The organism is Shimazuella sp. NTD247 (genome assembly GCF_059510415.1).
The window spans coordinates 1-26,707 of the sequence record NZ_JCAJZU010000008.1; the positions used below are offsets into that span (position 1 = coordinate 1).

Consider the following 26,707-nt stretch of genomic DNA (forward strand, 5'->3'; position numbering starts at 1 on the left):
TAAAAATTAACAGGTTTGTGATCTCACTCTTCAGTTTTCAAGGAACAACTTTGTTTTTGTGTCTGTCCGCTACTGTCGCGGCGACAAGAAATAATATAACATGCTCCATTATAATAAGTCAACACTTTTTTTCTTTTTAACAACAAGGTTTCTTTCTCACTAGCTGCCAGCAGCAAAATAATATCTTATACGCTATTAATCATACTGCTTTTAGAGTTATTTTTATAATAGAATTTAAAGCACATTACTTCTCTGAATAAAGAAGGTTATCGTGGCAGACCTAAGAAAACCGACATCGAACTTCTGCACATCAACGAGCAAAGAATCTTCATCAAGCTGATCGGTGAAAACATCCACATCATCTTGATTCGAAGTTTTGAATACCCTACAGCATCTTGTGAGTTCAACTACAATGGTCTGAACAATGGAAATCTCAGAGTCCCTCTGAGTACAGGAAGTTTCCCGTAACAGCCTCGACTATGGATGGCATGCTTAACTGTTATGGTAACACGCTGACGATCATGTCTCCCAAGTCACCAACGGTACTGGAGGTAGTCGAGCGCAATGTCATCCAGCTGATTTCTGGGAAACTTTGGGGATTCCTGCCCATGAAAAGGAATAGCGATGGCGTACTTGTCCCAATTTTCCCTTCCGAAGAGTGAGTGATGTGTTTCCTCTTGTTTAAGAGGATCTGACGGCTGGGTCGCAAATAGCTGAGGCTATATGCAATACTGCTGTCCCACATTTTAAACCTTCTATTCATGTATATCCTCTGTTACTTTGAATGGGTTTAATAAACCCTAGCCAAATCAGGTAATTGTGCTATATTAAAAGTAAATCAGTCACATCAAACACCTGTAAAACAGGTACTTAGGAAGGTTTCACATGAGCATTTTCTCCACCAACGAGCTGGAGACCGCACTCCAAAAGCTTATCGCTGAAAAGGGTGATCTATCGAACCTTTCCGACATGTTCCTTTGGATGAGGGAGGTTTCTTCCATGGAGCTGTATAAGATGGTGGCACTCCCATCATTCTATGAACTTCCTGAAAGTGAAATTGAGCTGTGGGAGTATATGGATAAGAGAACTTCGCTCGATAAGGAAGAGCCGTTCCATTATTGGTCCAATGCTCTGTCTTGGGGTGACATCCCCGCTGCTCAGCGAGTCGATCATTTGGGACGGTCTTCTGCTCACTTTATCGATCTCCAAGGCGTTCCTGTCCACAGTACTCTCGTTCTCAAGAGTACGATGGTAATCAACACCTATCTATTGGTGGCATTCCAGCGTACAGAGGAGAATCGATGGATTCTTGGTCATACAAAGGGGAAACTCCAGCTCTAATCTTGTGACCCTTACCAATTATGTGACTACGTCCCCGATGGTTCCATGTGAAAAATGGACAATTGGGGACGTGTGCTTATATATACCCATCTACTTTTTACTATTCCAACGCTACCCAGTAAATACAAAAAAGATGTAACCCACAAAAGGAGTTACATCTAACAAGCAAATTATACTTTTTCTAATTCACGGCTGTCTGTCTCTTGCATCGGGAATATTTGCAATGCTTTACATTTCTCCCAAATCTCCTCCATCGCTACTTCAGGATCTTGATAAAAGTAACTTCCTTGGATGCGATGAAAATTCCATCCGATACGTTCTAGCAAAGACTGCCGCTGAAATTCCAATTTCCATTGTTCTAAAGTCAATGTTTTATCCCCATCACATTCGATGGCTAGTCGAGTTTTGTCCCCTTCTATAACAATGTCCAAGTTTTTGCCAATACCAATCTGTACTTTGACACTTGCTTGGTACCCTTTTTCGACTATCATTTGATACACATCCTGCTCTAATTGAGAAGCAAATAATGCTGATTCTTCAAGTGATTCTTGTTGTTTCCCTTGTGAAATATTTTGGCAGTATTTCAACAGAGTGAATCGAACATCATTTGCTGCAAGTCCAGATAACTCTACAGAATGAAATAGAAACAACTGATCTCGGGCACGGCTAGAAGCAACGGTAAATTGACGTCGATCTGCATCAGATGTCAATGCAATTGGTTTGGGGCCTGGGAGTACACCTAGCGAAAGGAAAATGATATCCCGTTCATCCCCTTGAAAACGGTATGGATCTCCACAAACGATGTGACGACGCATCATCTCTAATTCTCCAAGTTCAAGCCGAAGGCGATCTTCTACTAATTTTGCCTGCTCATTTCCTGCCAAAGAGATAACTCCGAATGTTTTGTTCGCATATTTTCCATCTTTGGTACATTCGATGATTTTTTCTGCAATTGCAATTGCTTCTGGTTCATTCAGCCCTTTTGGATGTTCTTTTGGATTATCTACTTGAACAGGGACAGTTATGATCGAAGGAACCAAATGCTCTTGTAATACTGGCAAACGCAATGGAATCATTTCATTATCATAAGTTAATTGATTGGCAAATTGTATAATATCAGGAACACTTCGGAAGTGTTCTTTTAAGATCACTTTGTTATGAATAATCCGATTGGCAGTATCATATAAGCTTGTCGATATATCCAAATGACCAGATTGTGGAATATCATACAAATACCGTTGAATCAGCTCCACATTTAACTTATTGTCAAACTCGACAACATCAGGAACGATCTGTCCATCATCACCGACAATCACAGCTTTTTTCCCTCGCAATAAAGCGCTCAATGCATACAAATTGCTTTGGCTGCTCTCATCGACAATGACAACATCAAAACGATCATCATCCAGTTTAATATTTTCAATCACACGTTGAATTGGCATTATCCACACAGGGATCGCACCTCGGCACACATTCAGTTCTTCGTTCGCCTCTTTGCGATATATATCCAATTGTTTATCCGAACTGGTACCAATTCGTTTGATCAATTGCAGCCAAGAAATCAAACTGCGCTTTTCTTTTTCCGTTGTTTTTTCGAGGCGCTCTTTCCATGTAGCATCTGCCACTAGTTTTCGAATAATAAATGCTTCGCGATCTTGGTATTTTTTCAGTTCAGATTCTAGTTTCTCCAGATTATCCGATGGCGCAAAGCTACTCAACCAATTTTTCAAACGGCTCCATTTCCATGCTTGTTCAAAGTACTGGTATGGATACTTCTCTTCTTGTTCCATTTGGGAAACCAATTTAGGTGCAAAGCTTCGAAGTTGCTCATACTTTTTCTGGAACCTGCTGAAAACAGTTTGCAAACCTTCTAATCTTTCTAATTCAGTATATATTTTTGCCCATTTATCAATATCGGCTTCTTGTAACGCAATGAGCAACTCATTCCAGCAAGGATTTGCATACTCAGCATCTTTGCCAACTGTTAACATGTGGTGAAGTTGTTTGTAGTTTTGGTTTAATTTCTCCCATTGGAAATAATCTTGCAGTGCTTGCAATGCATTTAAGAAGTCTTCGTACCATTCAATAGAAACATAATCTACTTGTGGAACTCCTAATTTTTCTATAATCGGATTTAATTGTTGTGCAACCCGGCCCGGCCATGCTAATAAGTACTCAATCTGCTCTAAACACTCTGTTAGTAAATGAACCAGTCTCGGTGTGCTAGCTTCAACCATTGGTCCATTGATATCTTCCATCAATCGATTCCATTTGAGGACTACACGATTTCTTAAGTCATTCCGTTCAATGTAGTCTTGAATAATTTCAAAATCCTCACGTTCTTTAGCTAGTTTGCCGTTGATGGTGCAGTCTTTGAACAGATAAGAATACTGTCTGCCAGTGATCCGGCGAAATACTCTTCCGGTCCTTTTCATTTGTTTCATACGCTCAAGTACATAGGCTACATCTTGCTTGATTGTTGCGGTAGATTTTGTCGGTGGCAACTCCACATCAAATTCAAGAAGAGCTTTATCATATGCAGCAATCCAACTGAGCCGCTCGCGAAACTCTTCAAGCAACTCAGCCCAGTCATGATCTTCTCCATTGCGTTGAAGGAGAGCCACTTGCCATGAATCACGATATACTTCCTGCAATTCTAAAATTGCTTCTTCCACTACACGAGCTGCTGGCGGCAATAAATGGGACACGGAACCATCTGTTATATTCCATTCTTGGAAAAACACTCGGCTTTGTTCTACATTTTGCTCAACCATTTGCAACTCTTGCATCAATGCTGCAAAGGTCTGAGGATTGAGCAATTGCGATAAATCTGGTCTCCCACTTGCCAGAGAAACACGATCTTCCGGTTGAAAATGAGATAATCCTTCTACCAAATCTTGAACTTCTTTGCTGGTCATCGGAACAACCGTGTCATAGTGTATCGAGTCTGGAAGCCAATTATGCGCTTTGTTTTGATGAAGCCACTTGGCAGCAGATAATGGTGTCCATTTTTCCCCATCGATTTCTTTGGATTCACTATCGATCATAACCATACTGCCCATCTGCTCTTCGATCCGATTCATTCCTTTTCGGATCTCATCCAATTCCTGACTCCACTCAGCAATATTTTGTTCCAATTCAGATAGCTGCCTTGTAGAAAGCTGCTCAGATATAGAACGAATAGAGTTTTCTAGTTCTTTTACTGACTTTGCATCTCCTCCAAGAAAACTCACACAAAGGGAACGAATTTCTTGTGGGATTTTGCCACGCAATACATCTAACACACGTTCTTTCTCGCTTGTAACCAATACTCTTTTTCCTTGCGCAAGCAAATGACAAATCAGATTGGCGATCGTATGGCTTTTTCCTGTTCCAGGAGGTCCTTGTACCACTACTCCATCTTGCTGATTAAGTTTCTCCACAATTTCTTTTTGTTGTTGATTAGCTGGGAGCGGAAATAAGAGATGATCTCCTAAAATGCTATCGGTTTGTTCTTTTTCAAAGGTGAAAATATCATCTTCCTCTAGCCAAACCAACTGAGATAACACACGGGAAATAGGATACCCTTCCTGCAAACGGTCAATGACTTCCGCCAACTCTTGATTCCAAGCATAAACACCTTTTTTACGTATAAACAGTGCAGGACTGTATGATACAAATGGTCGATCAGAAGCTTTGGCCGAATGCTCCATTTGCGAAGAATAGTGGCCATCTGGACTAATTACATGCACAACTCGCTGTAACACAGGCGATATTTCATCTTCTTGACGAGGAGAATACAGCCCGCCATGTTCTTGGACCAAGTCATGTATTTGATTGGTGTGGCGAAATGCAGTAGACGTGAGCATATCCGTCTCCATGTAAGTCCCTTTGGAAGTAGAAGTCAGTCGAAACTCTCCCTTTTCCGGGTAAAAATGCAACTCCATCGGAGTTACGATTAAATGACGGGAGATATGTACATCGCCAGTATCCCAACTGAGCAAACCATGCCCCCAAACGATTTCTACACTATCACCCTCTGCTTGCAGTCGATTATAGAGAGAGAACAACTCATCATATACTTTTTTTACTCGATATTTATCCGATACCTCCTGTGCCCAAGGTTTCCATTCACTATTTATCCAGTTTTCCAAAAGTTCCACACGTTCGCTGTCCTTTTGAAACTCTTTTTTTCCTTTGCTTGCAAGTGGCTTAGGTTTTTTATCCGGCTGTTTCCAGTCACTAATCCAGCCTCTCAATGAATTAGGAGGAGTTGGTGCTTCAGCTAATTTAGGTCTTTCCACACTCATCCATACTTCATCATTACTATAAATATCGTAAATATCTACTCCGTTCATGCCAATCAGATCCGATTGCCACCAAACTGTTTCGTATTCATCTACGGTTCGGACTATTTTTTCTTGCAGATTTTTCGTCTCTTTCAGATATTGGAAAAGACGAATCACTCTTTCACGTATTGGGTCCATCACATTCTCACCTACTTCTCAAAAAGTCAAAATCTATGTATCGCTTCCTAGTTAATCTATCATATCAAAAAAAATAAGGTGAAAAAATGGAGTTTCTTCATCAGATCGGCAAATAATAGCATCACAGCACAATTAATTAAACGTAATAAAAGATAAACACGAAACAAGAAAAGTTTTAAAACCATTAGAAATGATTGTTCTAATATAAATGAATTGTTATACTAATAATACATTAAGGCTTTCGTTCATTAGGAGATCAGTCGTGCCCAAGTCCAAGCGCAGGCAGCGTCAGTCCGTCCGCAACCCCCTCACGCTCGCGCAGATGGGAGAGCGGGGACTGAACACGAGGCAGCTGATGATGCTCTTCAGGAAGGTTCGAAACGAGTGGGGATTCAACGTGAATCTCCCTCCCTTCCACAAGATGTGCAACGCTGCGCTCCGGCGTAACGTGTCCGTCGACACCCTCCAGACGAAGGAGTACTGGGAGGCTCAGTTCTCCAAGTGACAATCTGAAAGGTATCGAAACTTCGGTTTCGGAACCTCACCTGGGAATCTCATGAAGACCAGGTGCTCGAATAATAATTTTTTATATAGATAGCAAAAAACCGTAACCAAAATGGTTACGGTTTTTGTTTGGGTTTTATGGTGGAGGCGAGCGGAGTCGAACCGCTGTCCGAAGACACCACCCCACGAGGCCCTCCGAGCGCAGTCGCTAATTTTCATCTCATCTCATCAGCCGCCTAGCGACAGGCTGCTGATGAGACCAGCCACTAATGTTCGCCAATTCGACCGTGGCTTATCGAACGGCTAGCCTACTAAATTTTGAGACCCAGCAGCTCCACATAGGCGATGGAGAAGTGGATCCTAGCTACACTATTAGGCAGCTAGAGCAAGATTTTCATTTTTGCCAGTTATTATTGGCGTCCGCGTATTTAACGAGATACGCAGCCCCTCGGCTCGCTCCTCGTGGGACAATCATCCCCGTCGAATCCCAAAAACGCCCCCATAGCAAAAAGAGCAATAACGACTTACGATTATAACACATTATTGTCTTATTGTATAGGTTTAGCGATTTTGTTCTTTCAAACGTCTTTCAATCATGCGATCTGCATCCCGTTTTGCAGCTGTTGCTCGTTTGTCATACAATTTTTTCCCACGACCAAGTGCCAGTTGAAGCTTAGCAAATCCCTCTTTTAGATGTAAATCTAATGGAATAAGAGTAAGACCTTTGATCTTAATTTGACCGATCAGCTTATTGATCTCTTTTTTATGCATCAATAATTTACGAGTACGTGTTGGATCAACGTTGTATCGATTTCCTTGTTCAAAAGGGCTGATATGCATCCCGACGACATACAACTCTCCCTTTGAGACTCTTGCATACGCATCTTGTAAATTGACTTTTCCTTTGCGAATCGATTTGATCTCTGTTCCCGTTAAAACAATTCCAGCTTCAAATGTTTCCTCGATGTGATAGTCATGGGTTGCCTTTTTGTTCCGAGCAACAACTTTATGTCCTTTGGTTCCCATTCTTTCATCACTCCTGAACGAACATTATACCATGTTTATTACAGAACCAAAAGAAAGAAACCCCACTCCAAAGAGTGAGGTGTTATACATAAAATGTGATGACTCCCACAGTTCCATTTAAAATGGAGATACCCCGAAGGCACCACATATGCACTGTGGGAGTCGCAATGTCCCCCGTATAGGAGGATAATGCCCTTACTGTCCGGCGAATGCCAGTAGTCCACCTGTTAAAGTGGAAAAAGCCAATATGCTACAGCAGAGGGGCGCAATAATCCTTCTTTTTGAGAAGGCTATTCCATTTTACTATTATTCTGTCATCTTTGTAAACTATATTTATTTGCGACATATGATAATACCAAACAAAATATAAATGAGCGACTCCCACAGTCCCATGAAAATGGGGATACCCGTAAGTATCGCATATGCACTGTGGGAGTCATATCGTCCTCCAACTGGGGAGGTGCTGTCCTTACTGTTAAAATAAACCGCCTTGTGAGCAGCCACAGCAGAGGGACACAATATTCCTTCTTTTGGAGAAGGCTGTTCTATTTTACTATTATTCAGTTATTATTGTAAAGCAGCATAACATGCGGCTGGCTCGGTATCTCATTCGAGACACCGAGCCAGTTGTACTCAATCTAGATCCTAGACCAAGCAGAGGAAAGGCTAGTCATGCCAAGGACCATCGATCTCATCGAGGAGTCGACTCTCCTCATCGGTTCGCTCGGAAGGGCGCTTAGCCCTTGCTACTTCTTCGAGAAGCCGCCACTCCTTTTCGGTTCGCTCCGAGGGGCGCTTAGCCCACACTGCCTCTGCAAGCAGCTGCTTCTCGGACTTCACTGGACGCTGAGCAGTCTGTTCCATGAATAGATCCTTTCCGTCTGACAGATTTCTGTCATCACTTATTCTTATTATATTACCAATTTTATAACTGACAAGAGTTCAAGTGGATTTTTTAAAATGATAAATACGTTTTCATTTAAAAAAATAAAGTTAAACTTCCTATACAAATTTGCTTCTTTTATTTGCTCTGATAAACTATAGATAATGATCGAATCAAAGGAGATTACATAACATGAGCATATATGATATCCATGTCACTACCGTAAATGGTGAAGAAAAGTCACTAGCAGACTACAGAGGAAAAGTACTCGTTGTCGTCAATGTTGCCAGTAAATGCGGATTCACTCCACAATACAAAGGACTTCAAGAGTTGTATGAAAAATACAAAGATCAAGGATTAGAAATCTTAGGCTTCCCATGCAATCAATTTATGGGACAAGAACCGGGTACCAATGAAGAAATACAAGATTTTTGTCAAGTAAACTATGGCGTAAGATTTCCTGTATTCGCCAAAATCGATGTCAATGGATCAAATGCACATCCTTTATATAAACACCTCACCAAAGAAGCTTCTGGTATCCTTGGAGGCGCAATCAAATGGAACTTTACCAAGTTTCTTGTCGATCGTGATGGTAACGTAGTCAAACGCTATGCGCCAAACACAGAACCTGAAAAACTAACTGAGAAAATTGAAGAAGTACTAAACAAATAAAATCAAGGCACCCTGGGATGGGTGCTTTTTTTATCACAGCATCAACAAATATGACATAAGTTATCGGTTTGTCCCATACGATGAGAATAGGACAAACGGATGGAGGTCAATTTGAAGATGAACTTTTTTTGGATTCTTTCCGCAAAACAATTAAAAAAAGTCAGTCTGCTAGCACTAGGGATGATTTTCGCCGCTGGAATCGTCTATGCAGAACGGCAAAATGTCGATGTATTTCTCCCATTAAATGATAAGGGACCTTCTGCCATCTATAGCGTAAAAACCGATAAAAAGGTAGTGGCCTTAACGTTTGACATCAGCTGGGGGGAAGAACGTACAGGGCCAATCCTTGATGTATTGGAGCAAAAAGGGCTGAAAAAAGCTACTTTCTTCCTTTCATCACCATGGTCAGAAGGCCATCCTGATATCGTCAAACGAATCGTCGACATGAAATATGAAATTGGCAGCCATGGACATAAACACGAAAATTATAGTACGTTATCTGATGAACAAATTCGCACGCAAATTTCTAAAGCGGACACGATTTTAAAGAAAGTCACCGGGTTGAAACAAATGAACCTAATTCGCTATCCAAATGGAGATTTTGATAAACGTGTACTCAAAATTGCTGATCAGATGGGCTATAAATCGATCCAATGGGATACCGATTCCCGTGACTGGATGAATCCCGGCGTTGATCAAATCGTGAACCGTGTAGTTACCAAAGCACATCCGGGAGATATCATCCTCTTACATGCCAGTGATTCCTGTCGCCAGACCAAAGAAGCACTCCCACAAATTATCGATCAGCTTCGAGCAAAAGGCTACGAGTTTGTTACCGTTTCCGAATTGCTTGCTGGTTCGGATGTCAAACAAAAACCTGTGGAGTAAAACATATATTTATAAATCAAAAAATGCAAGGATATCAATCCCTACATCTAAAAAATCAAATACATTATTATTTTTGAGCAGAGATATGCCGCCCTGTGCAAGTTATGCACAGGGCAATTATTATTGAAAAACAAAAGAAAAACCTGTTATACCCTCTCTTTACATCCATGACAGACTGGCAGACTCTCAAGGTGAGCTCGAAATTCCCCAGCTTCTTTATCAGTAAGATTCTTCTCTCGCTGGGTTTGAGCAACCCAAGCTGTAATCATCCAATATATCCGAGCTTTGTCAGGTGTAAGATGTTGAGTACGATAATCACGACTACTCTTATAAAACCAAATCGACTCTCGATATCGAACCCAAAACGATTTGCTCCTAGGATGGCAATGGAGTTTTTCTTGGTCTCCCACCGATTTCCCCTTAGTTTTGGCAAGAAAGAGTTTTCTTACTTTCATTATTATCTCAATCTAAAATCGAAATGTAAACAGACTGTTAACCATGTTTATTTCGATTCATTCCATAGGTAGTAATTGTTGGGTGAGCTTCAACAAATACATCGCAACTTCGGAATTACGTCGGCCAAGTCCACAGGAACAAGCAATATCTACCGTCCTGCCACGCACAATTTCCACCATCTGTACTATTTTTTTCAATTCATCCAAACTGCGTTTCTCATGAATAATTCCAGCAACAAAACGCACATCTTCCGGCATATGAACGTACTTTAGCGGTTTATAAAATGATTCTTCAAGGGATGGTGGGATGTCTCCTTCGGCCAAAGGAAAGTGTATATAATCCAATTTATAAGAAACAGGCCAGTTTTGAAGCAATCGATTACTGAAATGGACAATTTTCCCCAAAGACTTTGCATGCGTCAATGCCTTATTGTTCAAATCTCCCCAGCACAAATGTAACCCTAGGTGAGTTGTTGGGTTTAGTTTTGTTATGAGTCCAAGCAAACTATTTACCGCTATTTTGTTTGCTATTTTTGGTAATTGTTCGGACAGAGCAACTTCAGCAGGTGCTTCAATCTGGATAACAACATCATCACCAGCCATTTTCACGATCTCATTGACCTCATATGCCAATCGACGATTAAATGCATCTTGGTAACGAAACGCATTCAACGGTTTTAACATAATCAGCGCAATCGCTAGACCAGTAGGGATCCCTACTTGAAATTTGAGATGTGGAAATCCTTTTTCTTTCCGCAGCTGCTGAAATACCAGGTAATTTTTTTGAAAAGCATCGAGATATCCAAAATCAAGGAATGCATCGATATCTTTTGCTGCATGTTTTGGTTTCAGTTTTATCATCTGTTTATAATTAGACGGAAATCCGTTTTCGTTACGAGAGACATCTTGCAATACATTCCAGTTATCTTTGTCTTTTAAACATGTATCGATGATTGACATGATCCAAGAACTTCGATTTCCGTTTGGATATTCTTTTGTTTTCTCCCCGATCTCCCCATCTGGTACATGCAAAAGAGAGTGACCGAGAATATCCATCGCTTTGGACATCGCATCCTTTTCGCTTAAAAAAGGCAAACTGCCCAACAGCAATGTATTTCGAAAAATCATAGCATATCGCCTCTTTGTAGGTAAATTCATGCTATGAATAATTATATAAACAAAACAAAAAAAGAGGTTGATAAGTGTAGAACCCCTTTTTGACAAATTAATTATCTTTTTGTGAACGAGTAACTAACCAAGTGAGTTGGAGAATCTGATAGCTGTTGCAAACCAATAAAATCAAAACGGTAAAAATCACAAAAGGCAGTGGAACTTCTCCTGCTTTGGAATTAATGGATGGAATCGATTCGAGTGTGGTTCCTGCGATCATAAAAAACAATGTAGGTACAAATGCTTGCTTGGTTCCTCTGGCAGATTTCCACCATGAAATCATCAAAGAAACAATCAAGATGAGGAATGGGATAACTAAGTGAGACCACAATGATGTACCTGCAAACTTACTTGTGTTTAGGTAAATGAGATTTGCTAACAAAATAACAATAAGGACAATCTGGACAGCTATAAATAACTTTTGATTTCGAAAAAAACCTCTTGCCAACCAGTTAAAAACGAGATAAGAGAAAAATCCAAGTTCTGCTACTGCTCCGAAAGTCAAACCAGTGAGCAAAATTTGCGTAAACTCACCAAAACTAGTCTTCGTAATCGCTCCAATGATGTATCCCAAAACAATGGATAGTACTGCACCCACAACCAGCGTAGAGAAAATCCAAAAAAATAATTTTTTTAAAGTCATATTTTTGCACTCCCTTGCACGTCTATGATTGTAGCACATTTATCTCCTTTCTTTTACTTTTTTCCATATGAATAAATTCTCTTAAAAAACAAGGAAAGTGCAGATTCCCACGATTATTTTTTCTTGGTAGAATGAGAGTACATCACCGGAAACTACCCTAGGAAGGGTACGGAAAAACAGTGGAAATCTTCATCTGGCTAGTGAGCAACTGGCTCACTGTCCTGCTCGGACTCATGGTCCCGACCGCCTTGATCATCGGCAAGAAGTGGGGATTCCGTCGAGGCGAACAGAGCGGCAAGCGCTCCATGCTTCCGGAAAACCTCAACTTCGGTGAGCTCATCGGCCTCATCGAGGAAACCTCTCGAAGGGCTGAGACGATCGCCCGATCCAAGTCTCACAGGAAGCTCAGCGGACCTGAACTGGCTCCGTGGATGATTCTCGATCGAGTCGCCAAGTTGGTCAAGGAGCTCGACAGCTCCATCAAGGGACAGAAGCACAGGAAAATCACCGAAGCTCTGAACCCGGTTCACAACAAAAACCTGCGGAAAGCTCTCGACGACTTCGCTTCTCTTCTGGCATTCTTCGCCGGAATCGAGAAGACCACTCGTCAACAGGTTGCCAACAAGGGGCGCTCGGGGGACGCTCACAACGGTCAGCACCAGCAGGCCGGCTATGGTTACCCGCAGTCCAACGGTCAACACCAGCAGGCCGGCTACGGTTACCCGCAGTCCAACGGTCAGCACCAGCAGGCCGGCTACGGTTACCCGCAGTCCAACGGTCAGCACCAGCAGGCCGGCTACGGCTATCCGCAGACCAACGGTCAGCACCAGCAGGCCGGCTACGGCTATCCGCAGACCAACGGTCAGCACCAGCAGGCCGGCTACGGCTATCCGCAGACCAACGGTCAGCACCAGCAGGCTCACCGTCCGCAGACTCCTTACGGTCCCAACGGTCGTCCGTACGGCTCTACGGGTAACCAGCAGGGGTACGCTGCCCAGCAGCAGCCCCGCGGAATCTGAAACCAGGCGCAGTAGCCACTAGCTCGAACCAATCGTCAGGAAAGCACGGTCAGCTGCAGATGACTGTTTATTCCTGCCTTTCCAACTAGTAGGTTCCACGGCGGCTGTGGCAGACAACTGTCACAGCCGCCCCAACGTATATAATGATGGAAACATAAATGAAAGTGGCTCAAAACATTCACAAGCAACAAATGGAAATCGATACTTTTCACGCATATTCGACACACATAATTATCATATTAAGCAGTAAACAGTGTTGTCGGAGGAATTACGATGTATCGAATATATAAAAACTGGCTTATATTTTTAGTCCTTGTAATAGCTGTAACTGCTTGTAGTCAAACGAAATCAGAACAATCTAGCCAAGAAATTGCTTATCCACAAATGAAGCAAATGATGCTAGATATTCTCCATTCCAAAGAAGGAGAAAAAGTATTCCAAGACGTGCTCAGCACTCCAGAAGTCAAACAACAGTTGATGATGGATGATGAGAAGATCCAGACGATGATGCAAAAGGCTTTTGCTGATCCTAAAATGCAACAAAACTTCGAGAAAATGCTGGCAAAACCAGAGGTTGCAGAAAGCTTCTCCAAAGCAGCCGAAAAGTCACAACAAAAAATGATGAAAGCACTCATGAAAGATCCAGAATACCAACAATCCATGATGGATATTTTGAAAGATCCTGAATTTGGAAAACAGCTGATTCAATTGACCAAAAGCAGCGAGTACCGTAAAGAAGTAATGAAAGTGATCGCTGAATCGCTACAAATCCCTACAATTAAAGATAAATTGATGAAACTCTCCCAAGAGCAGCAAAAGGGACAGAAGAAAGGGGAGGGCGGCGAAGGTGGAGGAAATCAAGAAGGCGGTGAAGGTGGCGGCGAAGGTGAACAAGACCAGAGTGCTTTCTTGAATATTCGTGATAAAACAAAAGCTTAAAATATCTAAAACCCAATGCCTATGTATGACATTGGGTTTTATTGATCAACAGAATGGTATATTACCACATTTGTATGATGTAAATTTTTTAGTGCTGTCTCCAGTAATGGCCGAACCACTTTCCACTCCAAACCCCCGTTACCGCATCCGAGCGGAGGAATAGAAATGGATTCCAGTCCTAAACGTTCTATTTCAACAACAAGCACTTCCAGGCCTTTTTCAATATATGATAGTTTTGATTTACTTCTCCAATGCTGTTTGGTCGGAAAATTAATAATATATTTTGGATTTTGTTTTTCATCTATTTCAACTGATAACATTTTCCCGGGTTTCAGAATATTCTCTTCACATGCTTTTTTATACACGTAAAAGTTACTTGGAAACATTTCTTTAAACTGTAAGGCCAATCCTTTCCCCATTACACCCACACAATTAACTGGATTCACCAAAGCTTCTGTTTTTGCTTTTAATAAATCTCCTGTAGCAAATCGAATCATCATCTCACCTCTTTCTATCAAAAACAAAACAAATGTTCCCATCTATCTCATCAAAATACTTGTATAAAACAAGACCCCTTTTCATAACGTCCCTCAAATAAAAGTTGAATGGTCGTTTAAAAAGGGGCTGCTTTTTATTATCCTTTTTCAATCACTTTCTCCGCCAACTGATGGTACAGCTGTCCTGTTGGATGGTCTGCATCGTAGATGGAAGGGGAAAATAATGGATCATTCGGGTCCATTGTACTTGGTGCACGCAACGGGATTTGAGCTAACAAATCGGTATGAAGCTCTTCTGCTAATTTTTCGCCTCCACCGCGGCCAAATACATAATCATGTTCTCCGTCTCTTGTCTCGTACCAAGACATATTCTCTACAACACCTAATAATTCATGCTTAGTCGTATGTAATGCCATTGCACCTGCACGAGCTGCTACAAAGGCAGCAGTGGCATGAGGTGTGGTAACAATAATCTCTTTACTCTGTGGAATGAGCTGATGAATATCTAATGCAACATCTCCGGTACCAGGAGGTAGATCCAATAACAAATAATCAAGTTCTCCCCAATGAACTTCATGGAAAAAATTACGCAGCATTTTCCCTAAGATCGGCCCACGCCATACAACAGGTGCATTGTCTTCGACAAAAAAGCCCATCGACATTACCTTTACTCCAAAACGCTCCACTGGTAAAATCGTTTCATCGATAATAACTGGCCTCTGTTCGATTCCCATCATGTCCGGAACACTAAAACCGTAAATATCTGCATCGATAATACCTACTTTTTTGCCTGATCTAGCCAAGGATACTGCTAGATTAACCGTGACTGTAGATTTTCCTACTCCGCCTTTTCCGCTGGCAACGGCAATAAATTTGGTCTTGGAGGAAAGTAAGTCTGATTTTCCTGTCTGCTGCTGTGGATTACGCAGTTTTTGGGAAAGTGCAGCACGTTCTTCATCAGTCATAGAACCAAAAGTTACATGGACTTTTTCCGCTCCAAGTTCTTTGATCGCATTTTCCACATCTTCCCCAATTTTAACTTTCAAAGGGCATCCTTGAATGGTCAAAATAACATCAAGCGATACCGATGTCCCTTCAATTTGAATATTTCGGATCATATTTAATTCAACGAGGCTTCGATCGATTTCTGGATCTTTTACATCGCGTAAAGCCTCAAGCACTTTCTCTGCCGTTAACATGGAAGTTGACACCTCGTTTTACCTTCACTCACCATAACAATGGCATGTGTTTCATATTCGCTTTTCATTATAACACTGTGCTTGATAAAATCCCTAGCCCTAGTTATCAAGATAAATTAGATATCCAACTACTGTGAAAAGTAAATTTACCAAGTAAACCTTCTTCGTTAACTCGTGAAATCCGTTCATTCCTTTTCATCAAGAGCCGGGATTAGTCGTATCGGAGTTATAGGCTAAAATACCGTAGTAAATTGAGGCAGCTATTTTTCGCTGGTACTTTTCATCTCCCAATAATCTGGCTTCTTCTGGATCTGAAAGAAAACCAACTTCTACCAAAGCTGTAGGAACAGGAGAATATTTTAATAAAAAAACGTCATTTTTTGCTTTCGCGATGCGATCGGTATTTTCAAGATTATGTACGATCTCTGTTTGGATAAAAGTAGCCAACTTTTTATTTGCTTCTCGTGTTGGATTATAAAACGTTTGCGCTCCATGCGATCTGCCTGGGAAAGCATTCCCATGTATACTAATAAACATATTTGCATTTTCTTCTTTTACCATCTTCAATCGCTGTGACAAATCCCTAGCTTTCCATCGGCTTTTGCCATTTCCTTCTCCAGCTAAATCAGTATCGGTCTCCCTTGTTAAAACGACGTATGCACCGCTTTGCTGCAAAAAGTCCCGTAAGTATGAGGCAATTTTTAAAGTAATTTCTTTTTCTTGTAATCCTTCTTTGCTCACTGCACCACCATCGATTCCTCCATGTCCTGCATCAATCACGATCACCTTATTGGATAGTGGCGTACTCCATGTGTACCATGACTGCTGCAAATCAAAATGAAACCACATCGGTACCGTAAGGAAACCAAATAAAAAAGCTATTAATAACCATAATAATTTTGGATCCCGCATGAACTGCTGTATTTTCTCGCCCATTCTCTCACCGCCCACATTACTCTATGTAGGCTATGTATATGTGATAGGAGACAGGCTTATCACTTTTGCTGGCAAATCATCTTTTACAAAGACGTCCTACCCTTCTGCACTCTTCGTCTACACCTTGGCAAAACCAATGGATTACCAGCCCTTCACCCAAAAGATAAACCTCATTAAGCCCCTTTTCATCCAGCCAATGCTCGACTGCAAATTGAGCCATAATTGACTGTACAAGATCAAAGCCATCATGTATAAAGTGATGTGCATAAATTCGTTCCCATGAATCATCAGGAAATTGACGTATGCGAATAGCACGCGCACCTTTTGCAGATCGCATGCCCCAGACATATGCATCATATACCAATCGATAGATCGCTTCTAAGACAATATTTTGCTTCACACGAGACCAATATCGAACGAGGGGAAATACTTGTTTCTTTTTTACTTCTTCCAACTCATCCCATGGAAAATAGATCAACGCTCGATCGCGAAGTTGTTCTTCATATGCTGCTCGTAATGATTCAAACGGAATAATTCTTCCCATGTAACTGCTCCTTGTCGATTGTTAATTCTATTCTCGACAAGAAGAAAGGGGAAATATACTCCCGAAAATCACGACACCCCTCTATCATCTATTTGATAAAGGGGTGTTTGAGTTTGGTTAATAAGCTACTTTTGCTCAACCAACCTCCAAATTCTTGACCAATCTCCAGAATTTATTTCTTTCTTGCTCGGTTTTAAGTCCATTTACTGCCTCGAGTAGTTCATCATATGCTTTCGCTGCCTCTTGGCACTTTTTCGAGCTTAGCCTACGGATTGTTTGACTTTTACTCTTCCTTCTCAATGTTTTGAGATCTGAAAAATCTTCAACTTTATCTCCTACCTGATTACAGGCATGTATATAATCTTTGATCACTTTTGGATAAATCGCTACTAGTTCTTCGACGCTCAATGCAGTTGCTTTAGGCATGGGCGTGATCTTTCTAGAGGCTTTCGAGGGGACATAAAGAGTATAGCATTTTTACATAAGAAATAGAATAATCTCACTTCCTTAAAATTGAACTGCCTCCCCTAATTCATTTAGAGGAGACAGGGCATGACAAAGGCTACTTGTTAACTAGAGTAGGGTTTAACCAACTCCCAAAAATACGGTTTATATCCTTCAGGAATTTGGTGAATGATATCTGTCAGACTTCGGAAGTACACAGAACTTGCATCCTGCATTGCCTTTTCTTCCTTTAGCGTATTATCGGAAGAAAGTGTTTGGATAGCACCTTGCCGTTCGACAATATCCTTTGTCATGTTTCCCCATAGGGAAAGATACTTAGAAGCAAGTTCCTTTGTCATTGCCAGCTGCTGCTCGGACATTTTCTCTCTCTTATATAGATACCCGATGATAACAAAATAATTATAATTGTAATAATATTATTCCTCAAGAAAAAATATCATAGCTCAAACCAGAGATGATTGTCCGTTTTCCTTCCCGTTTTACTTTGGCATCCAACAGGGCAATAACGACTTTTTGCTGTTCCTCCGTTACAATGTGGAGCTCATGAAGTGTCCGGAGTGAAGGCTTCAGCAGGTTTGTTTTCACTGTACACATTAATGTGTAATGATCATATCCCTTCTCTTCCTCTCTTTCATCCACATCAAAGTATGGTTGTTCCCCAAGATATTGCACAAAAGCTTGTACTTCTGCGATTTGCCCAGAGATTTGTAATTGAATCAACACAAATACCTCCTAAAAATAACAAAAAATATTTTCAAAGACATAATCGCATAGTATAATAAATTTTACCAATAATGAAATTAATTTGAATAATAAATAATATTCTACGATTTTCATTAAAATTCCGGGTTTTTTGGCGAATTTTAACCAAAGTTCTTTGTAAACAACATGAGTTTCATTGAAATTTATTGTTTGTCGTACAAACTAACGAAAAAATTTTTTTGAGGTGATGCATATGAAATCGCATCTCTACGTCACAGCAGAACTAGCGATGGAAATCAGAGAAGCGAGAAAAAGAAAGGGCTTTCGCCAAGAAGATCTCTCCTTAGAAGGTTTTCTGTCCACAGGAACCATCAGTAGAATGGAACGCGGCAGCGTTTCCGTCAGCAAAGAAAAAATCGCTTATTTGTGTGAACAGTTAGATGTTAATATGAAAAAATACCAGCAAGTCGAAGAGGAAGAAAGTGAACTGGATCTGTCACTAAAACTGCTCTCGATTGAAAATCATTTGAATATGATCTCACCTGATGAAGCATGGGACGAGCTGCGCAAAATCAAACCCGACTCCGAGTATCATCGCATCTGGCATCTTTATTTAAAGGCGCGATATTGGGAACGCAAAGGAAAACCCGAAAAAGCAAAGGTACTTTACTTACAAGTAACGCAAAATGATGATCCAGAACTGCGAAAATATAACTTTTCCCCTGCGAGTTACCACGCATTGGGAAGGATTTGCTTTTATGAGGATGAGTTGGAAAAAGCTCTTGAGTATATTTGCAAAGGCTTAGATAAATTTGAGCAAGATGGAGAAAGAGAGTATATTCAATCATTTCTCTCAATCAGCAAAGTAATTTACTTAGAAAAATTAAATCGTAACGAAGAAGCATTATTGGAACTAGAGTATTTATGGTCGATCCGAAACAGCATTTTAAGCAGTGAAGTACTTTTAGGTATGTATGAAATGAAAACGAGAATATTAACAAAGTTAAATAGATACAACGAAGCAGTTCAATTAGCAGAAGAAGCATTAACCATAGCAAGGATTAATCGTCGATATCCTCAAGCTAGTTATCTTTGGATTGCTTTAGGTGAATGCTATGATAAACAAGGGGATGTACAAAACGCAGAAATATGCTTTCAATCAGCAACTAACATGATAGCTCAAAGCCAAGACATATTTTTAATCATTGAATGTTACATAGAAATGGGCAAGCTATATCAAAAAACAAATCAATTGCAAAAAGCATATGAAATGTATTCGGTTGCTGTCCGAACATCAAAAAGATTTCCTTATAAATTAAAATTGGCTTATTCACTAGAATTTCTAGGCGATAACTACATGGAACAAAACAAAATAGAAAAAGCAAAACTTGCTTATGGAGAAGCTATTGAAATCTATGAAAAATATAATAAATTCCACCAAATGGAGCCATTGCTTCTCAAACTTGCAAAGTGTTACCGTAACTCTGATCAAAAAAAATACTTCGAACTATTGGATCAGCATTACCAAATCACTTTAAATGATAATAGGAGGTGGTCATTATGAATTTTACTAAACCGCCAGAAGATTAGTATGACTATTTTTCCTAAACCTGAAAAAATACATTAAGGAACAGCTCCTGAATCGTTTCAAATTCGGAAGGTGCTCCTTAATGTTAATCAGATGCCAATGGTAGGATTTTACTAGTAATAAGCTTATTTTTTCTCAGATTACGAGCACAGGATGAGGAACATAAGGCGCTTCAAGACGTGCGACTTCTTCAGGCGTAAGATTGATTGTCAAGGCTTTAACCGCATCATCAAGATGATCGAGCTTCGTTGCACCTACAATTGGAGCAGTTACGGCTGTTTTCTGCATAACCCAAGTCAATGCAATTTGAGCAGGAGGAACGTTGTGTTCTGCTGCAATCTCACCAACTATTTCAACGACTTTTCTATCTGACTTCTCCATAGCTGAGGATAAAGATTTAAATAAGAAATCCTTCTGTGAGCGTTCACTTATTTCGTTCCATTTCCGAGCCAATCGTCCACGGGCCAGAGGACTCCAAGGTATGACAGCCACTTCGTCCGCTTCACATAGAGGCAGCATTTCACGTTCTTCTTCCCGGTACAGTAAGTTTAAATAATTTTGCATTGATACAAAACGAGTCCAACCATTTATTTGGGCGATGTGATTTGCCATTTGGAATTGCCAGGCATACATGGAAGAAGCTCCAATATATCGGACTTTTCCAGCTTTTACAATATCATGAAGTGCCTCCATTGTTTCCTCGATCGGTGTGGTACTATCCCATCTATGGATTTGGTAGAGATCCACATAGTCAGTGTTGAGTCTTTTCAAACTTTTATCGATCTCCGTCATGATTGCTTTACGCGATAACCCGCGTCCATTGGGTCCAGTATGAACAGGATTGCATACTTTGGTTGCTATCACGACTTCATCCCTCTTCGCAAAGTCTTTTAATGCCCTTCCTAAAATCTCTTCACTCGTTCCATCAGAATATATATTAGCTGTGTCAAAGAAATTAATGCCTAAATCTAGAGCTTTTTTAATAAAAAAACGGCTCTGTGTCTCCTCAATTACCCATGTATGGTTTCCACGCTCAGAAATTCCATAGCTCATGCAGCCAAGTGCGATAGGAGATACATCCAAACCAGTACGACCAAGCTTCACATATTTCATATTTACCCTCTTCTCTATATTTATTTGGCAAACACATGGTGTTTGTTGTTTCATCTATTGTTTTGAACAAGCATAATGTTGAAGAGCCAGCGAAAATTCCATCTGAAATACTGAGATAGATGCCAATCTTCATAGCCTTTTAAGACACCTTGATCCAACCAGTAAGACTCTGATTTCCCGCTCGTAGCGGCTTTAGAAACATAAGCAATCGTCTCTTCCAAAAAACGAATGACATCTGGAATTCTATCTGAATTAGACACATCTCCATGACCCGGAATAACAGTATCTACTTTGAGATTTTTTTGAATGCGTCGAAGGATACGTATCCAAGCGTATGGATTACCGTATGGCATGACTGGAATCGTTTTGGTGGTTATTAAATCGCCGGCAATTAAGGTTCGTTCTTCAGGAACGTACACAACGGCATCACTTAAAGAATGACCGCCCCCGTAGGATAAAACTTCAACAGTTCGCTTTGTTCCTTTAATAACTAGTTTATCTTCAAAAGTTATCGTGGGTATCACCCTACGAAGAGAAGGAATAGCATCGTACAAGGCACTCTGCACAGAAAGATCATAATCTATTTCGGTTAACATATGCGGATCTTTTTGTTGTGAACGAACTTGATTTAGGCTACTGATTAATTTCTGAGTGTTTTGTTGCATGAAATCAATATTCACTTTTCCCATATCAGTTAGCAAATCTCTTGTCCAAACAGTAGATATAAAATCGCTTTTGGGAAATTCCTGATTGCCATTGACATGATCCCCATGAAAATGTGTATTCACTACATATTTAACCGGTTTGTTTGTTAACTGTTCAGCAGTATGACGCAATAAAGTACCAGCATGTGGCAGGTTAGTTGTGTCGACCACAATGGTCAAATCGCCAAGATCTATAATTGCAGCATTTCCAAGAGAACCGCTGCCCGGAACCGAAATAGCACCCCAAATACCTTCCGATGCCTGTTGAATTGTGAAATATTCGTTGTCCATTGTTTTTATCTCCTTAAAATTTTTTTGCTAATAACTGCTATCCATTATTTTTTCATGTATTAATTAACAACTTTAACTTACAAGTTTGAGTTAACTCGAAGTCAAGAAAATTTTAAGAATGAAGTTATAGGCGAATACAAATATTGACTTCGAGTTAACTTTAAGATGTATAATAATTTCCAATATCGATATAGAAAAAGGAGGCAATAAAACAATGCTTTCTATAAGTCAAGTGTCAGAAAAAACAGGGCTAACTCCTTATACCATTCGTTATTATGAGAAAATAGGGGTGCTGCATGAACCAAATCGGAAAAACGGAGGAGCACGTATCTATACGGAAAGTGAAGTTTTGTATATTCAATGTTTGAATAGATTAAAAAAATTGGGTTTATCGCTTGAGGAGATTACGGAATTTACTCGCGAAGGCTGTGTGCTGGATAAAATTCAACAAGGGGAAAATCTTGCTAATTTTACTCCTACTTTACACAAACGGATTGAAATTCTTGAGAAGCATTTGGTAGAATTGGAAGCCAAACGGCAGGAACTTGAGTACATTATTTCCCTCGCCAAAGAAAAGCTTACACTATACCACGAACTTACCAAATGAAGGTATGCGAAATACTAGATAATAACAGTGTGATCCTATGGAAAAAATAACCACTATTTATTAGAAGCATTATTTAATGGTCTCGAAACTCAATATGAATTTCAAATATTTGTAGTTTGACAACTCCACACGGCTAAAGCCATGGGATTCTTGGGTAATTCTCGGTAATCCAAGGAAGTTTACCAAGCTTAGACCGTGAGCCCCACGGCAAGTAATCTTCTACCTTCTTTTACTATATTTTTGGCTGCATTGATGTCTCGATCATGGGGAACGCCACATTCTGGGCATGTCCATTCTCGTAGCTGGAGTTGCTTCACTTCTTTGTTTTTATAGCCACAACTCGAACAAAGCTGACTGGACGGGAAGGATTTTCCCACTTTCACCAACTTCCTTCCGTATTCTTTCGCTTTGTATTCTAACATCGTAACAAACTCCGACCACGAAGCATCCGTGATCGATTTCGACAGCTTCTGATTCTTCACCATGTTTTTTACTTGCAGCGTTTCGATGCTGATGACTTGGTTTTCGTTCACCAGTTTTGTCGATAGTTTCTGTAAAAAATCATGGCGGGCATGGGTGATTTTTTCATGGATGCGAGCAACTTGGATAAGAAAAAGCTTTATGCATGGAATCACCCCCTTGTTGGAATTTTGCAAATATTACAGATCGTATGTTCGTTACTTGTCAAGCTTATCTGAAAAATAGTCAAACTTACGAAAGAACAAAAAAGTATCTTCTTCTGATGCTCGCTTTCATCCCACGATTTAAATCGTGGGTTTTCTCGCTTGCAATGTTATAATAAAATAAGTTATGATCCCTGACACCTGAAAGGAAATGCCATGTCTCTGTCTCCGAAGAAGGTCATCCTAGCACCCGGTGTTGACAACGTTACCGTAGATGAGGTATGTCGCTCAGCAGTCTTCACCCAATGGGTCGACCGACTGGCGGAAGAGGGAATGACTCTCTCCCGGGTCTATGTGTGTGACGTCCTCAAGTGGGGCAATCCTGTACCGGTACCGAAGATGATGTACGTTCTGGCGGACGCGTGTGACGTGGACGGCAGGAAGCTCCATCGAACCGGGGCTCACCTCCGTGGTGACACAGTGGATATCCTCCCGATCGTTCGATGCGAAGGAGAGGAATATGTTATCTTCGTCGCACAGCCGCGTGTACCAGGAGCAAAAAACTACTGTATCTCTAACCCATCGGGTATGGTAGATGATGGCGAAGAGGTCACAATCGCTGGGCTTCGCGAACTTGATGAAGAACTCGGGTTTGAGATCAAGTGGAGTGAGATGTTCTACTTGATTGATCAACCTCTGCTGGTAAGTCCTGGCGGTACAGATGAACGGGCACGCATGCTCTGTGTGGTTACTGATATGAAGCGAGATCAGATCACTCGACTGCACAAGCGATTTGGCGGACTTGCCGAAGAAGGCGAAAAGACGCAGGTGCTGTTCGTACCAAGGTCCCAGGCAGCAGAAGTGACCAATTGCGTCAAGACTGCGCTCAGTCTATCGCGTTACGAACTTCGAGCACATGGTCTTTCATAACAATTTGCGGGGCACCTGAATTTTTAACTCAGGTGCCCCGCGCCAATTTTACGAATCATTCCATGTTAGTACATGCAGGGGTACTACCACATGCTCATCAAACTAGGAGAAAGAAATGGGGAAAATAGTATAAATATTCTTAATATTTAATCGGAATAAGATCAATATAAAAATATCATCCCCATCCCTACTCATCAAAATGAAATAATCTTCCTGTCACAAAATAAGATCCTATCTCGTCATAATAGTAGACCACAACATGGGGGGAGAAACTATTATGAAACAGAAAAACATTATTGTTGTCGGAGGCGGATATGCAGGATTGCACACGATAGAATCGCTTCGCAAAGAATGGGGAAATGAAATAGGGAACAGTATTCGCTTGATTTTACTTGATAAGCAATCCTATCATTTTAGAAAAGTAGTGTTAGTAAAAGCTCCCACACGTCCAGTTGATTTATGTGTTCCATTTCACTCATACAATTGGAATAACGTAGATTTGTTACAAGGAGAACTAATGGACATCTTACCAAATCAACAAATGATTCAGTATAGGACTTTGGAGAATCACTGTGAAACACTTCCATACGACCAGCTTGTTATTTCTGTTGGAAGTGTCATAAAAAAACCCGCCGGGGATTATGAAGGATTTGTTTTGCGAGGAGAGGCAGACGTAGAAGCGATGCAACGTAAACTAAAATTACTTACCATAAAAGCAAAACAAGCAAGTAATTCGGTAGAGCGAGAAAACCTATTGCATGCTGTAGTTGTAGGAGGCGGCATATCTGGAATTGAAATCGCTGCAGAATTAGCCACCTACCTCAGGGAAAAAAGTAATTCGTTTGATTTTAGCAAAAATCGGAAGACAGTTAGTTTAATACACTCTGGTGATCGGCTGCTTCCTGAAGCTTCTAGTAAAATAGGAAAGCAATTAGAACAAAGACTCAATAGATTAGGCGTTAAACTTATAAAAAATACCAAAGTGATTCAATTTAAAAACGGAGTGGTAGAGTTAAACAATGGTCAAATATCCACAGATCTTTGTGTATGGGCACTTGGAACTTCACCAAATCCACTTGTTCAGCAACTTGGACTTCCCTTACATCAAGATGGTCGATTATTAGCAGATACGAGTTATCGTGTAAATGGGCAAAAAAATATATACTCCATAGGAGACTGTGCACATATTACTGATCCAAAAACTGGGCAACCAGATGGAATGAATTGCAAAGAGGCTATGATGCAAGCTAAGCGTCTTGGTAAGATTATGAGATTAGATATGACAGGTAAATCAGCACCTGTTCATCAAGATTTACTAATGAACAGTTATTGTATTGCATTGGGACCAAATGACGGCTTTCTGTGGGCAAAGAGATGGGGTATCGACTTCGTTATTTCAGGCACACTTGCCAGAAAGGTGAAAGAGTACTTATGGGAGACCGCCAGTACAGTGAAATAGACACAATTTATATGGAGCATCGAAACTTTCTTTTTGGCCTAGCTTACCGAATGATGGGAACCGTAACAGATGCTGAAGATGTGATCCAGGATGTTTATTTAAATATTCGCCAGTATGATCGCTCCCGCATTCGCGATGGGAAATCCTTTCTAGCAAAAGTTACGATGAACTATTGTTTAGACAATCTGAAGTCTGCTCAAAAAAAGCGAGAAATCTATGTAGGATCATGGCTTCCAGAACCACTGTTATTGGATTTTAAAAAGAAAAGCCCTGAGGAGGAAATGCTTCAAACGGAAACACTTTCATTTGCATTGTTGATTTTGTTACAGGAATTGAATCCTGTAGAACGTGCAGTATTTCTGTTGCGAGAGGTGTTTGAATTTGAGTATTCGGAAATTGCCGAGATCATCGAAAAAACGGAGGCTAATTGCCGGAAAATCAACAGCCGGGGGAAGGCAAGAATTAATTTTGAAGAACAACCTATTCATCAGTCACAAAATACAGAATCCTTTATCCGTATATTTTTAGAAGCGATTCAATCCGGTCAATTGGATAAATTTGTTCAGTTGATTGCCGAGGATGCAATTGCATATACAGATGGAGGTGGAAAGGTTAAAACAGCTGTTAAACCAATTGTAACTCGTGACCGAATTGTACAATATTTGACTGGTCTATATAAAATGTCTCAAATTACAAATGATGAGACTCTTTCTTTAACCCCGATTAATATGAATGGAGAAACAGGCTTAGCCATAATTGATGAGAAGCATTTAATAGGAATTCTAGCTTTAAGAGTAGCGAATAATGAAGTAAGTAATTTTTATCTTATTTTTAATCCCGATAAATTAAAATCCATTGCTAAAACTTTGCAATTAACTACTGCTACGATCGATTCATTCAGAATTTAATAATCATCTAGGAGGGATATCACATGAAAAATGGACGATATATGGAAGTCAATGGATACTTGGACTTGTTTTTATTCTTGCAGGATTAAACGGTTTGTTCGTGTTTTTTGGATTAGAAGCATTTTTGCCAACAAG

The 26,707-nt window shown here is 40.4% G+C and carries 25 protein-coding genes, 1 other RNA gene and 1 pseudogene; 11 read left to right on the forward strand and 16 right to left on the reverse strand.

Translation table 11 applies throughout. The features are described 5' to 3' along the window. Window positions 1–999 precede the first annotated feature (999 nt). Window positions 1,000–1,341 (forward strand): hypothetical protein, encoded by a 342-nt coding sequence (locus AC5WOC_RS17865; RefSeq protein ID WP_496056787.1) that lies wholly within the window; start codon window positions 1,000–1,002, stop codon window positions 1,339–1,341. A 170-nt stretch (window positions 1,342–1,511) separates the two neighbouring features. On the opposite strand, the gene AC5WOC_RS17870 is transcribed toward AC5WOC_RS17865, so the two are convergent. Continuing rightward, complete coding sequence (locus AC5WOC_RS17870) at window positions 1,512–5,807, reverse strand: PDDEXK-like endonuclease domain-containing protein (protein WP_496056788.1); 4,296 nt, start codon at window positions 5,805–5,807, stop codon at window positions 1,512–1,514. A gap of 262 nt (window positions 5,808–6,069) precedes the next feature. Here AC5WOC_RS17870 and AC5WOC_RS17875 point away from each other — a divergent pair, with 262 nt between their 5' ends. Beyond that, window positions 6,070–6,312, forward strand: coding sequence for a hypothetical protein (locus AC5WOC_RS17875; protein WP_496056789.1), 243 nt, complete (start codon window positions 6,070–6,072; stop codon window positions 6,310–6,312). A 138-nt stretch (window positions 6,313–6,450) separates the two neighbouring features. On the opposite strand, the gene ssrA is transcribed toward AC5WOC_RS17875, so the two are convergent. Together ssrA and smpB are read right to left on the reverse strand one after the other, a co-directional pair. After that, window positions 6,451–6,812, reverse strand: a transfer-messenger RNA (tmRNA) gene (gene ssrA / locus AC5WOC_RS17880). Window positions 6,813–6,872: 60 nt separating this feature from the next. Then, window positions 6,873–7,337 carry an SsrA-binding protein SmpB gene (gene smpB, locus AC5WOC_RS17885; protein ID WP_496056790.1) on the reverse strand — a complete coding sequence of 155 codons (465 nt, stop codon included), beginning with the start codon at window positions 7,335–7,337 and terminating at the stop codon, window positions 6,873–6,875. A gap of 1,075 nt (window positions 7,338–8,412) precedes the next feature. On the opposite strand from smpB, the gene AC5WOC_RS17890 reads away from it, so the two are divergent. Continuing rightward, a complete protein-coding gene (locus tag AC5WOC_RS17890; RefSeq protein ID WP_496056791.1) occupies window positions 8,413–8,892 on the forward strand; it encodes a glutathione peroxidase in 480 nt (159 codons plus the stop codon). 117 nt (window positions 8,893–9,009) lie between these two features. Next, on the forward strand, window positions 9,010–9,780 hold the full coding sequence (gene pdaB / locus AC5WOC_RS17895; protein WP_496056792.1) for a polysaccharide deacetylase family sporulation protein PdaB: 771 nt from the start codon (window positions 9,010–9,012) through the stop codon (window positions 9,778–9,780). Between the two features lie 146 nt (window positions 9,781–9,926). Here pdaB and AC5WOC_RS17900 read toward each other — a convergent pair whose 3' ends face one another. The 3 genes from AC5WOC_RS17900 to AC5WOC_RS17910 form a co-directional block, all read right to left on the reverse strand. Further along, window positions 9,927–10,190 (reverse strand): hypothetical protein, encoded by a 264-nt coding sequence (locus AC5WOC_RS17900; RefSeq protein ID WP_496056793.1) that lies wholly within the window; start codon window positions 10,188–10,190, stop codon window positions 9,927–9,929. 102 nt (window positions 10,191–10,292) lie between these two features. After that, window positions 10,293–11,363: a uroporphyrinogen decarboxylase/cobalamine-independent methonine synthase family protein gene (locus tag AC5WOC_RS17905; RefSeq protein ID WP_496056794.1), complete on the reverse strand. Its 1,071-nt coding sequence runs from the start codon at window positions 11,361–11,363 to the stop codon at window positions 10,293–10,295. 97 nt (window positions 11,364–11,460) lie between these two features. Beyond that, window positions 11,461–12,048: a KinB-signaling pathway activation protein gene (locus AC5WOC_RS17910; RefSeq protein WP_496056795.1), complete on the reverse strand. Its 588-nt coding sequence runs from the start codon at window positions 12,046–12,048 to the stop codon at window positions 11,461–11,463. A 179-nt stretch (window positions 12,049–12,227) separates the two neighbouring features. Here AC5WOC_RS17910 and AC5WOC_RS17915 point away from each other — a divergent pair, with 179 nt between their 5' ends. Together AC5WOC_RS17915 and gerD are read left to right on the forward strand one after the other, a co-directional pair. Next, entirely contained in the window at window positions 12,228–13,067 is an 840-nt protein-coding gene (locus AC5WOC_RS17915; protein WP_496056796.1) for a hypothetical protein, read from the forward strand. Window positions 13,068–13,340: 273 nt separating this feature from the next. Continuing rightward, window positions 13,341–14,006: a spore germination lipoprotein GerD gene (gerD, locus tag AC5WOC_RS17920; RefSeq protein WP_496056797.1), complete on the forward strand. Its 666-nt coding sequence runs from the start codon at window positions 13,341–13,343 to the stop codon at window positions 14,004–14,006. 38 nt (window positions 14,007–14,044) lie between these two features. Here gerD and AC5WOC_RS17925 read toward each other — a convergent pair whose 3' ends face one another. From AC5WOC_RS17925 to AC5WOC_RS17955, 7 genes are all read right to left on the reverse strand, one after another. Next, the gene (locus tag AC5WOC_RS17925; protein ID WP_496056798.1) at window positions 14,045–14,506 is read right to left on the reverse strand and encodes a macro domain-containing protein; all 462 of its coding nucleotides are present in this window, start codon (window positions 14,504–14,506) and stop codon (window positions 14,045–14,047) included. A 134-nt stretch (window positions 14,507–14,640) separates the two neighbouring features. Continuing rightward, the gene (locus tag AC5WOC_RS17930) at window positions 14,641–15,702 is read right to left on the reverse strand and encodes a P-loop NTPase (protein ID WP_496056799.1); all 1,062 of its coding nucleotides are present in this window, start codon (window positions 15,700–15,702) and stop codon (window positions 14,641–14,643) included. A gap of 198 nt (window positions 15,703–15,900) precedes the next feature. After that, on the reverse strand, window positions 15,901–16,638 hold the full coding sequence (gene cwlD, locus AC5WOC_RS17935) for an N-acetylmuramoyl-L-alanine amidase CwlD (RefSeq protein ID WP_496056800.1): 738 nt from the start codon (window positions 16,636–16,638) through the stop codon (window positions 15,901–15,903). A gap of 76 nt (window positions 16,639–16,714) precedes the next feature. After that, the gene (locus AC5WOC_RS17940) at window positions 16,715–17,182 is read right to left on the reverse strand and encodes a hypothetical protein (RefSeq protein ID WP_496056801.1); all 468 of its coding nucleotides are present in this window, start codon (window positions 17,180–17,182) and stop codon (window positions 16,715–16,717) included. Between the two features lie 135 nt (window positions 17,183–17,317). Then, the gene (locus AC5WOC_RS17945; RefSeq protein ID WP_496056802.1) at window positions 17,318–17,608 is read right to left on the reverse strand and encodes a hypothetical protein; all 291 of its coding nucleotides are present in this window, start codon (window positions 17,606–17,608) and stop codon (window positions 17,318–17,320) included. 143 nt (window positions 17,609–17,751) lie between these two features. Then, the gene (locus tag AC5WOC_RS17950; RefSeq protein WP_496056803.1) at window positions 17,752–18,006 is read right to left on the reverse strand and encodes a hypothetical protein; all 255 of its coding nucleotides are present in this window, start codon (window positions 18,004–18,006) and stop codon (window positions 17,752–17,754) included. A gap of 64 nt (window positions 18,007–18,070) precedes the next feature. After that, window positions 18,071–18,367: a hypothetical protein gene (locus AC5WOC_RS17955; RefSeq protein ID WP_496056804.1), complete on the reverse strand. Its 297-nt coding sequence runs from the start codon at window positions 18,365–18,367 to the stop codon at window positions 18,071–18,073. A gap of 235 nt (window positions 18,368–18,602) precedes the next feature. Between AC5WOC_RS17955 and AC5WOC_RS17960 the strand changes: the two genes are divergently transcribed. Further along, a complete protein-coding gene (locus AC5WOC_RS17960; protein ID WP_496056805.1) occupies window positions 18,603–19,913 on the forward strand; it encodes a helix-turn-helix domain-containing protein in 1,311 nt (436 codons plus the stop codon). A gap of 159 nt (window positions 19,914–20,072) precedes the next feature. Here AC5WOC_RS17960 and AC5WOC_RS17965 read toward each other — a convergent pair whose 3' ends face one another. Together AC5WOC_RS17965 and AC5WOC_RS17970 are read right to left on the reverse strand one after the other, a co-directional pair. Continuing rightward, window positions 20,073–21,050 carry an aldo/keto reductase gene (locus AC5WOC_RS17965; protein ID WP_496056806.1) on the reverse strand — a complete coding sequence of 326 codons (978 nt, stop codon included), beginning with the start codon at window positions 21,048–21,050 and terminating at the stop codon, window positions 20,073–20,075. 50 nt (window positions 21,051–21,100) lie between these two features. Beyond that, on the reverse strand, window positions 21,101–22,045 hold the full coding sequence (locus AC5WOC_RS17970) for an MBL fold metallo-hydrolase (protein ID WP_496056807.1): 945 nt from the start codon (window positions 22,043–22,045) through the stop codon (window positions 21,101–21,103). Window positions 22,046–22,259: 214 nt separating this feature from the next. On the opposite strand from AC5WOC_RS17970, the gene AC5WOC_RS17975 reads away from it, so the two are divergent. Beyond that, entirely contained in the window at window positions 22,260–22,652 is a 393-nt protein-coding gene (locus AC5WOC_RS17975; RefSeq protein WP_496056808.1) for a MerR family transcriptional regulator, read from the forward strand. A 188-nt stretch (window positions 22,653–22,840) separates the two neighbouring features. Here AC5WOC_RS17975 and AC5WOC_RS17980 read toward each other — a convergent pair. Continuing rightward, a pseudogene (locus AC5WOC_RS17980) lies at window positions 22,841–23,257 on the reverse strand (RNA-guided endonuclease TnpB family protein); the annotation flags it as partial. 234 nt (window positions 23,258–23,491) lie between these two features. Here AC5WOC_RS17980 and AC5WOC_RS17985 point away from each other — a divergent pair. From AC5WOC_RS17985 to sigJ, 3 genes are all read left to right on the forward strand, one after another. Continuing rightward, complete coding sequence (locus AC5WOC_RS17985; RefSeq protein WP_496056809.1) at window positions 23,492–24,205, forward strand: NUDIX domain-containing protein; 714 nt, start codon at window positions 23,492–23,494, stop codon at window positions 24,203–24,205. A 277-nt stretch (window positions 24,206–24,482) separates the two neighbouring features. Further along, window positions 24,483–25,664 (forward strand): NAD(P)/FAD-dependent oxidoreductase, encoded by a 1,182-nt coding sequence (locus AC5WOC_RS17990; protein WP_496056810.1) that lies wholly within the window; start codon window positions 24,483–24,485, stop codon window positions 25,662–25,664. After that, window positions 25,637–26,572 carry an RNA polymerase sigma factor SigJ gene (sigJ, locus tag AC5WOC_RS17995; protein ID WP_496056811.1) on the forward strand — a complete coding sequence of 312 codons (936 nt, stop codon included), beginning with the start codon at window positions 25,637–25,639 and terminating at the stop codon, window positions 26,570–26,572. The genes AC5WOC_RS17990 and sigJ overlap by 28 nt, the downstream gene beginning before the upstream one ends. Window positions 26,573–26,707 lie beyond the last annotated feature (135 nt).